The sequence below is a fragment of the Herbaspirillum sp. GW822-FHT03A08 genome, from assembly GCF_058801885.1.
The window spans coordinates 303453-318624 of sequence record NZ_JBXANR010000002.1; the positions used below are offsets into that span (position 1 = coordinate 303453).

The 15172-nt window shown below is 60.1% G+C and carries 13 protein-coding genes; 6 read left to right on the forward strand and 7 right to left on the reverse strand.

Annotated elements, in window-relative coordinates:
* The first annotated feature begins 66 nt into the window (after window positions 1–66).
* Entirely contained in the window at window positions 67–1512 is a 1446-nt protein-coding gene (pdxR, locus tag AC1RN6_RS06395; RefSeq protein WP_493003945.1) for a MocR-like pyridoxine biosynthesis transcription factor PdxR, read from the forward strand.
* Here pdxR and AC1RN6_RS06400 read toward each other — a convergent pair whose 3' ends face one another.
* Together AC1RN6_RS06400 and AC1RN6_RS06405 are read right to left on the reverse strand one after the other, a co-directional pair.
* A complete protein-coding gene (locus AC1RN6_RS06400; protein ID WP_493003947.1) occupies window positions 1513–2472 on the reverse strand; it encodes a GGDEF domain-containing protein in 960 nt (319 codons plus the stop codon).
* Window positions 2473–2600: 128 nt separating this feature from the next.
* A complete protein-coding gene (locus tag AC1RN6_RS06405) occupies window positions 2601–3362 on the reverse strand; it encodes a hypothetical protein (RefSeq protein ID WP_493003949.1) in 762 nt (253 codons plus the stop codon).
* Window positions 3363–3779: 417 nt separating this feature from the next.
* Here AC1RN6_RS06405 and AC1RN6_RS06410 point away from each other — a divergent pair, with 417 nt between their 5' ends.
* Window positions 3780–4775 (forward strand): SLAC1 anion channel family protein, encoded by a 996-nt coding sequence (locus AC1RN6_RS06410; protein ID WP_493003951.1) that lies wholly within the window; start codon window positions 3780–3782, stop codon window positions 4773–4775.
* Window positions 4776–4814: 39 nt separating this feature from the next.
* Here the strand turns inward: AC1RN6_RS06410 and AC1RN6_RS06415 are convergent, their stop codons facing one another.
* Together AC1RN6_RS06415 and AC1RN6_RS06420 are read right to left on the reverse strand one after the other, a co-directional pair.
* Window positions 4815–5867 carry a GlxA family transcriptional regulator gene (locus AC1RN6_RS06415; RefSeq protein ID WP_493003953.1) on the reverse strand — a complete coding sequence of 351 codons (1053 nt, stop codon included), beginning with the start codon at window positions 5865–5867 and terminating at the stop codon, window positions 4815–4817.
* 63 nt (window positions 5868–5930) lie between these two features.
* Window positions 5931–6866, reverse strand: coding sequence for a LysR family transcriptional regulator (locus tag AC1RN6_RS06420; protein ID WP_493003955.1), 936 nt, complete (start codon window positions 6864–6866; stop codon window positions 5931–5933).
* Window positions 6867–6966: 100 nt separating this feature from the next.
* Here AC1RN6_RS06420 and AC1RN6_RS06425 point away from each other — a divergent pair, with 100 nt between their 5' ends.
* Window positions 6967–7983, forward strand: a complete 1017-nt coding sequence (locus AC1RN6_RS06425) for an aldo/keto reductase (protein WP_493003956.1) — start codon at window positions 6967–6969, stop codon at window positions 7981–7983.
* A gap of 70 nt (window positions 7984–8053) precedes the next feature.
* On the opposite strand, the gene AC1RN6_RS06430 is transcribed toward AC1RN6_RS06425, so the two are convergent.
* Both AC1RN6_RS06430 and AC1RN6_RS06435 read right to left on the reverse strand, forming a co-directional pair.
* Entirely contained in the window at window positions 8054–9418 is a 1365-nt protein-coding gene (locus AC1RN6_RS06430; protein WP_493003958.1) for a hypothetical protein, read from the reverse strand.
* A gap of 384 nt (window positions 9419–9802) precedes the next feature.
* A complete protein-coding gene (locus AC1RN6_RS06435; protein ID WP_493003959.1) occupies window positions 9803–10720 on the reverse strand; it encodes a sigma-70 family RNA polymerase sigma factor in 918 nt (305 codons plus the stop codon).
* 186 nt (window positions 10721–10906) lie between these two features.
* Here AC1RN6_RS06435 and clpP point away from each other — a divergent pair, with 186 nt between their 5' ends.
* Both clpP and ilvD read left to right on the forward strand, forming a co-directional pair.
* A complete protein-coding gene (gene clpP / locus AC1RN6_RS06440; protein ID WP_493003960.1) occupies window positions 10907–11524 on the forward strand; it encodes an ATP-dependent Clp endopeptidase proteolytic subunit ClpP in 618 nt (205 codons plus the stop codon).
* A 171-nt stretch (window positions 11525–11695) separates the two neighbouring features.
* On the forward strand, window positions 11696–13558 hold the full coding sequence (ilvD, locus tag AC1RN6_RS06445; RefSeq protein WP_493003962.1) for a dihydroxy-acid dehydratase: 1863 nt from the start codon (window positions 11696–11698) through the stop codon (window positions 13556–13558).
* A gap of 121 nt (window positions 13559–13679) precedes the next feature.
* On the opposite strand, the gene AC1RN6_RS06450 is transcribed toward ilvD, so the two are convergent.
* Complete coding sequence (locus AC1RN6_RS06450) at window positions 13680–14645, reverse strand: GlxA family transcriptional regulator (RefSeq protein WP_493003964.1); 966 nt, start codon at window positions 14643–14645, stop codon at window positions 13680–13682.
* Between the two features lie 189 nt (window positions 14646–14834).
* On the opposite strand from AC1RN6_RS06450, the gene AC1RN6_RS06455 reads away from it, so the two are divergent.
* Entirely contained in the window at window positions 14835–15128 is a 294-nt protein-coding gene (locus AC1RN6_RS06455) for a hypothetical protein (RefSeq protein WP_493003966.1), read from the forward strand.
* Window positions 15129–15172 lie beyond the last annotated feature (44 nt).

Genomic DNA, 15172 nt, shown 5'->3' on the forward strand with positions numbered 1-15172 from the left:
TGAGACGTAGTATGCGGATATCATGTCCATGTTAAAAGTGACAAGAAATGACAAAAGGACTGGGACATGACGGCCATTCGCAATGCCAAGGCGGCCCTGAATCTGCAAGTCGACCGCGCGCTGGAGTTGCCGATGTATCAGCAGATCTGCCTGCGCTTCAAGACGGCAATCGAGAAAGGGCATCTGCATGCGGGCGACCGCGTGCCGGCGATCCGGGCGCTGGCGACCGAGCTTAATCTCTCGTCCGGCACGGTGGAAATGGCTTACGGCATCCTGATCGACGAGGGATATCTGCAAGCCCGGGGCGCCGCCGGGACGGTGGTGTCGCCCTTGCTGCCGCAGCCGGGCAAGCTCAAGCCGCATGTCGTTGCGGCAGCAAAAACACCTACGGCGATCATTGACCATGACGGCAACGCGCCGAAACCGTTGCTGCTGGGTTTGCCTGCGCTCGATGCTTTCCCGCGCAAGGTGTGGAACCGCCTGGTGGGGCAGAGCTTGCGCGCCGCCGAACCTGCGCGGCTGGGGTTTCCCGATCCGCTAGGCTATAGCCGTCTGCGCGAAAGGATTGCGACCTATCTCGGCGTGTCGCGCGGCGTGACTTGTTTGCCGGAACAGGTCTTCATTACCAGCGGCCTGCGCAACACACTGGAACTGATCTTCAGCAGCCTCTCCAACGCCGGCGACGCATTCTGGTTTGAAGATCCCGGCTATATTCTCGCGCACCTGTTCTTGCAAAATGCAGGTGTCAAGGTCGTACCGGTGCCGGTCGATGAAAACGGCCTGATGGTCGAGGAAGGCAAGCGTCTCAATCCGTCGGCAAAATTTGCGATGGTCACGCCGTCGCATCAGAGTCCGCTGGGCGTGACGCTCTCGCTGGAGCGCCGGATGGCGTTATTGGATTGGGCCGGCAAGGCCGGCAGCTGGATTATAGAAGACGACTACGACAGCGAATTCCGCTATCAGGGGCGTCCGCTGCCGGCGCTGAAAAGCCTGGACCGCAATGATCGCGTCATTTACAGCGGCACCTTCAGCAAGGCCATGTTTCCCGGATTACGGCTGGCGTATGTGGTTGCACCGCTGAGCGTGGTCGCGCAATTCCAGACCGCCTCCTACAACCTGAACGCCGGCTGTCCTTACCTGTTCCAGGCGGCCATCGCGGACTTCATTGCCGACGGTCATTTCTCGCGGCATCTGAAAAAGATGCGCTTGCTGTATGCAGAGCGCCGGGCCGTGACGCAAGGTGCTTTCCTGAATGTGCTGGGCGACCGGATCAAGATCGATTTGCAGCCCGGCGGTCTGCATATGCTGGCGCGGCTGGCCGATCACGAAGACGACGTCATGCTCGCCGAGCGGGCGCGCGCCGCCGGTCTGGCCTTGCATCCCTTATCGCGCTGGTACATCAATGCAAAGCCGCAGAAAGGTTTGCTGCTGGGATTTGCCAATGTCGTGGATGAGAAGGATGCGCGACGTCTGGCGTTGAAATTGAAGAAGGCTCTCAGCGCGGAACACTGATCACGGAATACTGATCAGGGAATCATCCTGATACCGCAGCACCCGGTTGCGCCCGCCGTTCTTGGCCTGATAAAGCGCCTTGTCGGCTTTCGCCATGAGCAAGGTGCAGTCCTGCATCAGGTCCGGTTCGGTCGACACCAAGCCGCCGGAAAAACTATAGGTGAAATCCGGCGCGATCTGCACAAGGCGTTCTTTGCGCAAGGTTTCGTTGACCCGGCTCAGGATCAGCAGCGCATCGTCCAGTTTGGTTTCGGGAAACAGGATGGCGAATTCTTCTCCGCCCACCCGGCCGACAATATCCTGCGCGCGAAGATGATCGCGCAAGAACCTGGAAAAATGCCGCAGCACCTCGTCGCCGGCCGGATGGCCGTACTTGTCGTTCACCAGTTTGAAATGGTCGATGTCGAGGATGCCGAAACAGAACTCGTGCTTGTAGCGCGCCGCCCGCAGAAGTTCTTCATGGAACCGGCTCAGGATATGGCGCCGGTTGGGCAGATTGGTGAGCTCGTCGGTCTGTGCGATGTGCTCGATCTTGGCGATGGCTTCCTTCAATTCCATCTCGGTCTTCTTCTGCAGCGTGATGTCGGCGAAATGCAAAACCAGATGTCCGGAAGGATAGGTCTGTTCACTGACAAGCAGCCATCGTCCATCCATCAGATCGGTCTCAAATCGGCGGAACGGTTTGGAGCGCGACACGCGATGCACGTAGGCCAGCCAGGATTCAAGAGAGTCCCATTCGATGTTGACGCCGCCCCGATGCACATACATCCAGGTCAGCCAGTCGTCGTGAGTCCAGCCGTCCATGGCGCTGGCGTCCAGACCGAAGATGCAGTCAAACGCATGGTTATGAAAAATGAAGCGGTCTTCCGCGTCGAAGACGGCAATCCCATTTTCCGTAAACTGGATGTGATGCTCCATGACTTCCAGGAGCGTGGCTGGTTGGGATTTGCGTAATGTCATGCAGACATCTCCGGTTGGCGGCTTTTCATCCAGCGTAATCCGCGTCATACATTGATGTCAATCGACTAACGCCGGGTGTGCTTTTGCGGTAACGCATTTTTATTTTTCATGCCCGATGGCAATGAAAATCAGAAGGCATATTGCACGCGCATGGTGAAGCTTTTGGCTGAACGGCCGGAGTTCTTGCCGAGCAGATAGGCCGTTTCGTACAGGAGCTTGTGTCCGTTGGGCAGGTACCAGGTGCCGAACAGCGCCGGGCCCGCGCGATGCGATTGCGTTGCGGTGCTGTTCCAGTTATCCCAGCGGCCCAGCTCGCCGAATCCCTGCAGGCCGAAGTTGAGCAGCGGTTTCCAGTGCTGCCGCACCTGCCATTGATAGACCAGCTGTGTGGCGTTGTTATTGCTGACAGTGCGATAGTCGCGTTGCAGGAACAAGTTGGCGTTGAGCTGGGTGCGCCAGATCTCGGTCTGGAACACCGGCCCCCATTCCAGGCCATAGCCGTCGCGGCGCGTGTATTGCTCGATGTTGGTGTGGATGGCGAGGTCGAACCAGTACTGTCCCTGCGTGAGCAGGAAGTCATTTTGCCAGTTGAGACTGCTGAACTGCGTGCCTTGCGCGGCGGTTTGGAGGTAGGTGCCGTAGATCTCGGTGTACCAGCGTGAACTGATGCCGTAGCCGATGCCGATTTCGGGCGAGCCCAGCGGGGCGGCACCGTTTCTTTTTGCGTTCCAGTATTTGTAATCGACCGATACTTCGTTTTCGGCGCTGTAGACCGACACGAGGTAGTAGCCGGTGGCGGCGTTGGCGTGATTGCCGATGATCGCACCGATGGCAAAGAGCATTGCGATGGCAATGGCTTTTGCTGCGACGAACGGCTTTGTTCTCTGCATCGGAATCCCCCTGTTCCGGTTGTGGCGCAATGCCCCGGTCGTTTTGCCAAGCATACATGGGAACCCGGCATTTGTTATGGACAACATGCGCTCTCACGGGATTTTCGAATTGCTTTGTCCGGGGAGCAATCCTCGCGCCTCTTCCTTATGCCTCTTCCTTATGCCTCGTCTTTGTGCCCACTTTGTATTTAATCGGCACAGTGCCTGATCGGTTTAGGGACAACCCATATGTGTTTTGGGACAAGCGGGAGAAGACCGCTCACAGGCCGCAGTCGCTCGGGCAGAATCGTAAGCGTCCAGCCACAGGCCGCGTTCAAAAGCCTTAAATGTCTTAATGCCGATCCGAAATGGACGGTGCAAGCAGCTCAGCAGCCCAGCAGCCCAGTGGCCCTCATTTACTCAATCAATGGAGTTGTCATGGAATCGTTTCATCCGAGTCGCGCAATCCCTGCCCGCCGCCGCGCTCAGCCCTCTGTCCGCTATCTGCCCGTCAGCCTCTTCGGCTCGGTCATGAGTGTCGCAGGACTTTCACTGGCCTGGCGTCTTGCCAACAAGGCATATGGCGTCGACCTTGCCGTATCGCAGGCGATCGGCATCGTCGCGCTGGCGATGTTCGCCATCCTGGGCCTGTCCTACCTGAGCAAGCTCGTCAGACATCCCGAGCTGGTGAAACAGGAGTTCGCGCATCCCGTCATCGCCAGCTTCTTCGGCACGGTGAGTATCAGCATCCTGCTGCTGTCGAGCGTCATCGGCAGCTACAGCGCATCGGCTCAACTGGTCGTCTGGATCATCGGCACGGTTTTGACGCTGGTGCTGAGCATCGTCATGATTTCCCGGATGCTGAACGGCAATGCCGCTCCCGCCACCGTCATGCCGGCCTGGCTGATCGCCGGCGTCGGCAGTCTGGATATCGTGGTCAGCGGCGGCGCCTTCATGGAGGGATGGGCGTATCAGGTGAACCTGCTTGCTGCGGCCGTAGGCAGCATCAGCGCCATCGTCTTCTTCATCCTGATCTTTTCCCGGCTGATTCACCATGATCCCCTGGTGGATGGGATGCGGCCGTCGAAGATGATATTGATGGCGCCGTTCAGCGTCGGTTTTATCGCGTATGTAAATCTGGTGCAACGCGTCGACATGTTTGCGTCGCTGCTGTTTTACTTCGGGCTGTTCCTGTTCGTGATCATCTTCTATCGCCTGATGGTGAAACCGCCGGCGTTTTCACCGTCGTGGTGGGCGATCGGCTTTCCGATGGCGGCCCTGACCAATGCCGCATTCATCTACGCGGGTGCAGTCGGTGGAGCGGGTCTGGCGTTGATTGCGGCGGTCCTGCTGTTTCTGCTTACGGCGTCGATTGCGGTGCTGGCGTTTCGCACGCTGCATGGCTTGTTCAGCGGCCGCCTGCTGATCGCCTGATCCGGCTTTGCGCAAGAGAGGGCGGTTGGTCTGCCCGCTCTAGGAGGCAGTTTTGGCGGGCCGTACTGTAGCGGGAGATTTTTTCTTTGACGGAAGCACGGTCTGCGACAGGGCGGCCACCTCGGCGTGAGGGACATCCTCTGCGCGAAAACGCTCCCGATACAGTTTTGGCGTGGTCTTCAGGCGGCGTGAAAAAATCATCCGCATTTGCGTCGCATTGTGAAAGCCGCAGCGGAAGGCGACGGTCTTCAGCGGCACATCCGTTTCTTCAAGCAGCTTGCGCGCAAAATCGATGCGGACCTGCTCCACGAAAACGGATGGCGTGACATGCGCATGCTTGGCGAAGGCGCGTGAAAAGGTGCGGCGGCTGACGCCGACGGCATCGGCGATATCTTCAATCGTCAATGCTTCGCCGATGTTGTCGGTGACGTACTTCAGGACTTTTGCAACCAGCGAATCTTCGTCCGGGCCGACCGCAAGGTAAGGGCTGTACTGCGACTGGCCGCCGTCTCGCCGGATATATACGATGAGGCGTTTGGCGACTTTGACGGCGAGATCGTGTCCCCAGTCTTCGGCGACGAGCGACAGGCACAGATCGATGCCGGCTGTGACGCCGCCGCAGGTGAACAGATTGCCGTCGCGCACAAAAATCTTGTCCGGTCTGACGTTCAGATCCGGAAATTGCGTGGCAAGCCGCTCCGCATGATCCCAGTGCGTCGTCACTTCTCTGCCCGCCAGAAGTCCGGCGTGGCCCAGCAAAAAAACGCCGTTGCAGACGGCGCCGAACTTGGTCGCCTTGCACGCGCGCGCGTTGAGCCAGGCCATGAACGCCGGATCGGGCTGGTAATCCGGCACCCGCGGGCCGCCGGCAACCAGCAGCAGGTCGCTTTCCGTATGAAAATTCGGATAGTCGATGTGTACCTTGAACTCCACGCCGCTGGAACACATGACGCTGTCCGGTCGCTCGCCCACCAGCGTGATTTCATAGTGATCTTTTTTCGGCAGCAGCAGATTCGCTTCAGCGAACACGTCCAGCGGACCGGCGACGTCGAGCGCTTGCACACCGTCAAAGACAACCAGAGTCAGTTTCATTTTTTCATTCCTTGTCTTGTCTCGTCCGCCGTGCCGGCATAGCAGCATGGTGGCACAACGGCATCAGGCTGCATGCGCAACCGGTCTGGTTTTCCTGACCGGGACAATCATCCGCGAACGCTGCAGCAGTTCGCGGAAATGCGTGACCAGCGGACGCAACGCCACCTTATGCCACACGACCCACAACGAGGCGCGATAGTTAAGCCAGGGAACCTCGTGCAAGACCACGCCGTCGGGCACCTGATGCAGCAGGCTTTTCTGCACCATGGTCACGCCCAGTCCCGCCGCCACAAGACCCAGTGCGGCCAGCGGCTCGCTGGATTCCACCGCTACGTTCGGGGCGAATCCTACCTGTGCGCAGGCGGCGATGAAATTGTCGTGAGGGCGTACGCTTTCCTTGTGGATGACGCCGATCCACTTCTGCGCCGCCAGATCCTGCGGCGTGAATTTCTTTGCCCCGGCCAGCGGATGGTTCGCCGGCAGCGCCAGCAGCATCGGGTCGCTCAATACCTGATAAGACACCAGCTCCGGATCATCCGCGGCAACCGGTTCGCAAATGAGACCGACGTCCAGGCTGCGCTGGCGCAAGCCTTCGATCTGGGCGGCATTCGAGTAGTTATAGAGCGCGATGTGAATCGACGGTCTTTCGGTCAGCAGTTCGCGCAGCGCGCCGTGCAGCACGCCCGAGTGCATGGCATTTTCCAGATAGCCGATGCACAGTCCGCCTTCATCGCCGCTGCCCAGCCGGCGCGCCATGGATTCGAGGCGCCGGGCGTGCGCCAGAAAAGCCTGTGCTTCCGCCAGGAAAATCCGTCCGTCTGCCGTCAGCCTGATGCGCTGCTGGGTGCGTTCGAACAGAGTGAGTCCCAGCTTGTCTTCCAGCTGGGCGATCTGCCGGCTCAGCGGCGACTGCGAGATATACAGGCGCTCGGCAGCGCGGCCGACGTGTTCTTCTTCCGCCACCGTAACGAAATAATGTAATTGCCGAATATCCAGCATCTCAGACCTCCAAGGACTTAACTTGTTCATATTATGTCTTGGACAGACTCAATTGGCCAGCCTAAACTCGCTTCACCTTAACAAATTTCAGGAGTTGATCATGAGCATCAAGGACAAACTTGCAGGCAGTGTTCTCGGTTTCGGCACGGCGCCGCTGGGCAACATGTTTCGCGATATCCCCGAGGCGGAAGCTGCCGCGACCGTGCGCGCGGCCTGGGAACACGGTATCCGTTACTACGATACCGCTCCTTTCTACGGCGCCGGTCTGGCGGAAATCCGTCTCGGCCAGGCTCTGGCCGAACACAAACGCGACGACTATGTCATCAGCACCAAAGTCGGACGCATCGTCCTCGATGAAATCGTGACGGGGCCGCAAGAGTTCGGTGAAAAGGGAACAGTCTTCGAACATGGCCGCAAGAACAAGGTCATCAACGACTATTCGGCCGACGCCACACTGCGCTCCATCGAAGACAGCCTCAAGCGCATGGGCACCGACCGCCTGGACATCGTCTGGGTCCACGACATCGCGCAGGATTTCTATGGCGACGAATGGCTGGCGCGTTTCGAAGAAGCACGCACAGGCGCTTTCCGCGTCCTCACACGTTTGCGCGATGAAGGTGTCATCAAGGCCTGGGGCCTGGGCGTGAACCGTGTCGAGCCGATCGAGCTGACCATGGAGCTGCAGGAAGCCAAGCCGGACGGCTTCCTCCTGGCCGGCCGCTACTCGCTGCTGGATCACGAACGCGCCTTGCAACGCGTGATGCCGGCTGCCGTGAAACTGGGCATGGAAATCGTCGTCGGCGGCCCGTATAGCTCAGGCATCCTGGCCGGCGGCGCCAACTTCGAATACCAGCCGGCATCGGCGGAAATCATCGCCAAGGTAGCCCGCATGAAGGCTGTGGCGGAACAGCATGGCGTCAGCATCAAGGCTGCCGCGTTGCAGTTTGCGTTGGCCAATCCTGCCGTGGCTGCCGTCATTCCCGGCGCCAGTAAGCCTGAACGCCTCACGGAAGATCAGCAAGCGCTGTCGGCATCCATCCCGGCGGATTTCTGGCGCGACTTGCGCGAGCAAGGTCTGGTTGCGCCGACTGCGCCGCTGCCGGGCGACAAGCGCTAAGCAATCGTTGCGTTGGTGAACACGCAAGCGGCGAGCTCGCCGCTTGCCGCTTGCCGCTTGCCGCCGCGGTTCAGAACTTGGTTGCGATGCCAAGACCCCATTTGCGTTCAGCATCGCCTGTGTCCGGCAACAGGCCGTTTGAATAATCCAGACTCAGCCCTACGTTCTGATTGAGGTTATAGGTCAGGGCGCTCTTCCAGTAATGGATGCTGCGCGACCCTTCCAGCGCCTTGAGGCCGGTATAGGTGGTGGTGAAGTCAAACGGCAGTCTGGGGTTGGTCGACGACAGCGTGAAGCCGGCTTGCGCGCCGAGACGGATGAAATCCTGATGCTGGTCATAGACGGTGGCGTCGCCGCGATCGACATACATACCGTTGCGGCTCTGGCCGACCAGGATAGGCTTGAAGGCCAGGCCGTTGTTCCAGCGTATGAAATCGTTGAGGATGCCCGGACGCACCATCGTGTACGTGAAGTTGAGCGTCACCAGGCGGCTGCCGTCGGTACTATTGACCAGGTAGTCCGGCCGGGCCGTCAGGTCTTCCGTATTGGCCGATCCCGGATGTGCGAAGTGGAACGCCGACAGCATGCCGATCTGACCGGTACGGGTGGTGTCCACCGTTATCGCGCCGCCGTTGTAATTGGTGACGCGGTTTTGCTTGAAGCCGACATACGGCACCGCCTCATAGGTGCTGCCATTACCGTCCATGGGCCGTTTGTCGAAGGAATAACCGGTGTAGACCACGATGTCGTTGGTGCGCGATTGCGCCACATCATCGTTGGCCAACGTCAGGTGCGCGCGCTCGACGGAAGCATACGCCGCCTGGTTGCTGCGATCGACGGATAACTGATCGGGGTTGCCGCGCACGCGCACCGGATCGAGCCAGCCCGGTTCATGCGCTGCCGTCGTGACTGCTGCCGGTCCGGTCGGTCCGGCTACGCCGGCGGCGCCCGTGGCGGCAACCGTTGCCGTGGTCATGGCGGCTGCCGATGCTGCATGCGGCAAGCTGAGCGTGGCGCCGCTTTGTGCGCAGATCAGGCTGCTCTGGTTGCCGGCGTCGAAGAACGTGCCGGCGATCGCGCCGCTCGTCGGCTTGAATTGTGCATCTTTGCCGTCGAGCAGATTTTGCAAATCCTCAGCGATGTGGTCCGCATTGCAGCTATCGCCCTTGCATGTTCCGCCGGCTGATCTTTCTGCCGCACGTTTCTTGAGCAGCCACGAGGCCAGTTCACGATAAGACGATAACGGCGCCGGATGTTCGCCCACCGATAAATAGGCGGTACTCACCGGGTAGGTCGCAAGCAGGCGCGCTGCCAGTTTTTCCTTGTCCACCTTCAGATCAGTGGCGCATAAGCCGCCGGTATCGGCGGTCTGAGCGTAGACCAGGGGCGCTGCGCCGGAAGCGGACAGCAGCATTGCAGCGGCAAGCGAATGCATTCGACTTCGCATTGTTTTCCTTGTTGTTGTGGCAATAAACGGCATCGACGCACGGCGGTAAGGCTGCCGTGTTCGGAGGATTGACCAATCTGACCGGTCAGAGAATGATATGAACGCGCCGCACCAAAAAATGTTCAATGCCAATTGCAAATTTATGTTGGGGACGTCGATGGTTCGGCCGGCAAGCCCGGCCCGATGCGCGCGGTGCGGCTCAATGGCGCGGGCTATCGGGATGCCGGCAAGGAGTGCAGATTGTTGGGATTTAACAAACAGTCAGACCGGCTCCTGGAAGAGACTGATTTCGACACTGCGTGAAGAAATGCGGCGACCCGCATTCAGGCCAAATCGGTAAGCCAGGATATCAAGTCATACATCACATTGGATTTACAAGCCGGCGATCAGCGCTTCGCAATGCTTTCTGAGCACCGGTGCGGAGAAAGCCTTCAACTTGCGTTGATCGGCGACGGCATAGATCGTGCTGATGCCTTCTTCGTCCATCTCAAAGCTGAGCGCCAGCACAATCCGGCCGCGGCAGGCGATGGTGGCGCCCCACCCACCGTTGATGGAGACCGCGCCGACCTGCAGGTCAGACGGTTCCAGCGACGCCAGAGCACCGGCAAATCGACTGGCGGACTGCGTGGCTGCGAGACTGGCGACGGGCGTGTTGCCGCCGGGACTGTCGCCGACGACCAGGGCGTCCGGCGTCAGCAGCTGCAGCATCGCCTGCTTGTCCTGATGCGCGATCGCCGCCAGGAAGTCCTGCACCAGCCGTTCGCACAGCTGCTGATCTGCGACGCGGCGTGCACGGCCCGATTGCACGCGGCCCTTGGCGCGCCGCACCAGCTGGCGGCAATGCACCGGTGTCTTGTTGAGCGTGGCGGCGATTTCGTCGTACTGACAGTCGAATACTTCGTGGAGCAACAGCGCGGCTCTTTCATCCGCACTCAGGCGCTCCAGCAGCAACAGCACGCCATAAGACAGATCGGACAGCATCGATACCGCATCTTCTGCAGAGGGCGCGTGCCTGTCCAGCCATGGCTCGGGCAGCCAGGGGGCCGACTCTGCCGCGCGCTGGCGTTGCAGATGCCGTAAGCGATCGATGGCAATGCGCGTCGCAACCGTGGTCAGCCAGGCGACCGGCGTTGCCAGTGTGCGGTGATCGGTTTCGCGCCAGCGCAGCCAGGTTTCCTGCACCACGTCTTCCGCCTCCGAAAGACTGCCCAGCATGCGATAGGAAATCGACAGCAGCCGGCGGCGGGAAGCCTCAAAAAGAGAGGTGGACTCAGTCAGCATTTCTTTCATTTATCTCTCCATGTCGGGACAACGAGCTGAAGGCCGATGCATGCGGCGCGTTGTCAGCCGGCTCTCCTGCATGACGATGGGCCGGTGGAAAACGTGACAGCACATGAAAAATATTTTTTCCTTGTCACAGCCCATGCGCCGCCGGCGTCAAGTTCCGGTATCCACATTACCTGAAAGGACAGACGCATGCATTCATACAGCCCACGCGCTCTCGGCATGATTCCCACCGTCATCGAGCAATCCGGGCGATCCGAACGCGCCTATGATATTTATTCCCGCTTGCTGCGCGAGCGCATTGTGTTCTTGGTCGGGCCGGTGACGGACGAGTCCGCCAATCTCATCGTGGCTCAATTGCTGTTTCTCGAATCCGAAGATCCCGACAAGGACATCTCGCTCTACATCAATTCCCCCGGCGGCGGCGTATATGCCGGTCTCGCGATTTACGACACCATGCAATTCATCCGCCCGCAGGTGTCCACCTTATGCACCGGCTTCGCAGCCAGCATGGGCTCCATCCTGCTTGCTGCGGGCGCCAGGGGCAAGCGCCTGGCCTTGCCGAACGCGCGCATCATGATTCATCAGCCGTCCGGCGGTTCTCAGGGCACAGCAGCCGACGTGGCCATCCAGGCGCGCGAGATCCTGTACCTGCGCGAACGCCTGAACAGCATCCTCGCCGAGCGCTGCGACCGGCCCCCGGAGAAGATCGCATTCGACTCGGAGCGCGATCATTTCATGTCCGCAGACGACGCCAGAGAATATGGTTTGATCGATGTGGTTGTTTCTGGCAATGAGCGCAGAACATGACAAGCCTGGGGCGCAATTGATTTCACCGCTGTGTGGCGTACCGGTCTGTAATATGCAATACGAATTACAGGGCATTCAATTATATATTGGACAACTGGTAACGAAAACGGCACCCTTGCGCTTCCATTTTCAGTTTTCATTTTCGCTCGCTGCTCTGAGGAGACACCCATCATGCCAGTTTACCGTTCCCGTACCACCACCCAAGGCCGCAATATGGCCGGCGCCCGCGCACTGTGGCGCGCCACCGGCATGAAGGATGGCGACTTCGACAAGCCGATCGTTGCGGTGGTCAACTCGTTCACGCAATTCGTGCCGGGCCACGTCCATCTGAAGGACCTGGGCCAACTGGTGGCGCGCGAGATCGAAGCGTCGGGCGGCGTAGCGAAAGAATTCAACACCATCGCCGTCGATGACGGCATCGCCATGGGCCACGGCGGCATGCTGTACTCGCTGCCGTCGCGCGACCTGATCGCCGACTCGGTCGAATACATGGTCAACGCGCACTGCGCCGATGCCATGGTGTGCATCTCCAACTGCGACAAGATCACCCCGGGCATGCTGATGGCGGCGATGCGTCTGAACATCCCCGTGGTGTTCGTCTCCGGCGGTCCGATGGAAGCCGGCAAGGTGGTCAAGGTCGTCAACAACGACCGCAAAGTCATCAAGCTCGACCTGATCGATGCCATGATCAAGGCCGGCGACTCCACCGTGTCCGATGCAGACGTGGCTGAAATTGAACGCTCCGCCTGTCCGACCTGCGGTTCCTGTTCCGGCATGTTCACCGCCAATTCAATGAATTGCCTGACCGAAGCGTTGGGCCTCGCGCTGCCGGGCAACGGCACTATCGTGGCGACGCACGCCGACCGCAAGGAACTGTTCCTCGGCGCCGGCCGCCTGATCGTCGAACTGGCCAGGCGCCATTACGAGCAGGACGACTACTCCGTCCTGCCGCGCAGCATCGCCAGCAAGGCCGCATTTGAAAACGCCATGGCGCTGGACGTCTCCATGGGCGGCTCCACCAACACCGTGCTGCACTTGCTGGCCGCCGCGCATGAAGCGCAGGTGGAATTCACCATGGCCGACATCGACCGCATCTCGCGCAAGGTGCCATGCCTGTGCAAGGTCGCGCCGATGACCGACAAGTTCCACATTGAAGACGTGCACCGCGCCGGCGGCATCATTGCGATTCTGGGCGAACTGGCGCGCGCCGGTCTGCTCGACACGTCGCTGCCGACCGTGCACAGCAAGACGCTGGGCGCAGCCATCGAGAAATACGACATCCGCGTCAGCAGCGATGCCGCCGTACACAAGCTGTTCCGCGCAGCGCCAGGCGGCGTGCCGTCGCAGACTGCGTTCTCGCAGGCCGAGCGTTACGAACACGGCGATCTCGACCGCAGCGCCGGTTGCATCCGCGATCGCGAGCATGCCTATTCCAAAGACGGTGGCCTGGCTGTGTTGTACGGCAATATCGCTGAAAAAGGTTGCATCGTGAAGACCGCCGGCGTTGATGAAAGCATCCTGAAATTCTCCGGCAAGGCCCGTGTGTTCGAAAGCCAGGACGCCGCAGTCGAAGGCATCCTCGGCGACACCGTGCACGCCGGCGACGTCGTCATCATTCGCTACGAAGGTCCGAAGGGCGGTCCGGGCATGCAGGAGATGCTGTACCCGACGTCGTACATCAAGTCCAAGGGCCTCGGCAAAGCATGCGCCTTGTTCACCGACGGCCGCTTCTCCGGCGGCTCCTCCGGTCTGGTGATCGGCCACGCTTCGCCGGAAGCGGCCGAAGGCGGCGCCATCGGTCTGGTGGAAGAAGGCGACATGATCGACATCGACATCCCGGCCCGCACCATCAACCTGCGCGTCGCCGCCGAAGATCTGGCGCAACGCCGCGTCAAGATGGAAGCGCGCGGTCATGACGCATGGCAACCGCTGGGTCGCGAGCGCGTGGTGTCGCAAGCATTGCAAGCTTACGCTGCGCTGACCACGTCGGCCGATCGCGGTGCGGTGCGTGATCTGTCGCAACTGAAGCGCTGATCGTTGAGTCAGTACCTGCCCGTGCCGGAGAGCGTCTCCGGCACGGGTACACATCGCCGCATGTCGCTACGGTTCGCCCCGAAGCATCGTCCTTCTCCCTCATCTCTCAAAACTTAAATTGTCAGCGCAGATCGGTGCGCAGATCCCGCACGCCGCGTCCCAGCCGCTGGCGCAGGAGCGTTCCCAATGTTGCGCCATCGGCGTAGCCGACTTCGGCAGCGATGGCGTCGAGATCGAGGCCGCTACCATGCAGCAGCGATTGCGCGCGCTCCACGCGCAGATCCTGGAAGTAGGCCAGTGGCGATTTGCCGAGCACTTCCTGGCAGCGCCGTTGTAACGAGCGCGGACTGACCGCCAGCGTATCTGCCGCTGCTTCCAGCGAAAATCCCTGCTTGAGACGATCCCGCGCCCAGCGTTCAAAACGCAGGATGAGGGGATCGGCCTGCGCCAGATGATTGGGGATGATGTAAGGCGCTTGCAGCGAGCGGATGTCGGCCAGCAGGTAGCGCGAAACAAGCGCCGCCAGCTCCGGGCTGGCCTTGCGCACCAGCCAGAGCGCCAGATCGAGATGGCCCATGGCCGCACCTGCGGTCACGCCGACCTTCGACGGCACCAGCATGCGCGACTCGTCCAGCAGCACGTTTGGATAGCGCTGACGGAACAGCGGCGCCAGCCACCAGGTCGTCGTCGCCTCCTGATGATCGAGCAGCCCGGCATCCGCCAGCAGGAAGGTGCCGATGCAGGACGCCGCGATCTTTGCGCCGTCGGCATGCCATTGCAACAGTTGCTGCTTGGCCTGTTTCACATCGCGCCGTTCGAGCGCCGGCACCAGGACGTCTGGGGTGCCGGTATTGAGCGCCGGCACGATGACCCAGTCCGGTTTCAGTTGTTGCGTCACCGCCTGCACCGGGATGATCAAGCCTTGTCCCGAGCGCACCTTCTTGCGCATGCCGACGATAGAAAGTTCGAAAGCGGGTTTGCCGCGCCTTTGCATGGCGGCGAACTTGTTGGCGAGAGTGAATGTATCGAGTGCAACCGTGAGTCCGGTGTCGAACACGCCGTCGAGAGCGAGGATAGAAATGCGCATGGCGTAAATGACCTTAAAGTTGTCGCTTACGACTATACGGTTTTTGCCGGTCAAGGTCTAGACTGAGCCTCAATCGCATGTGTCGTAAATGATATGAAAACTGTCGTTTACGACGATGTGAGTTTTTGGCGTGAGAGGCTATTCTCAACGCTCGTCATCTATCCCGCACTTTTGAAACGGAGATCTATCATGAAGGTCATGGCAATTGGCACCATTATTCAAGCACCTACGCCGGAACAGCGGCAGCAGATCATGCCGAAAGAAGTACCGGCCACGCTCAAGCTTTATCTCGAAGGCAAGATCGAGCAATTCTGGTTGCGTGAAAACGCGGTCGGCGTGATCTTCCTCATGAACGTCGAGTCGGTCGCACAGGCCAAGACGGCAGTCGATGCGCTGCCGCTGACGGCCGCAGGCCTGATGACTTTCGATCTGATGCCGGTCGGCCCGCTGGCGCCGCTCGGCATGCTGATTCAGGATAAATAAGTCGTACGCACCAGACTGTGTATACGAGGGCTTGGATTCAGAGG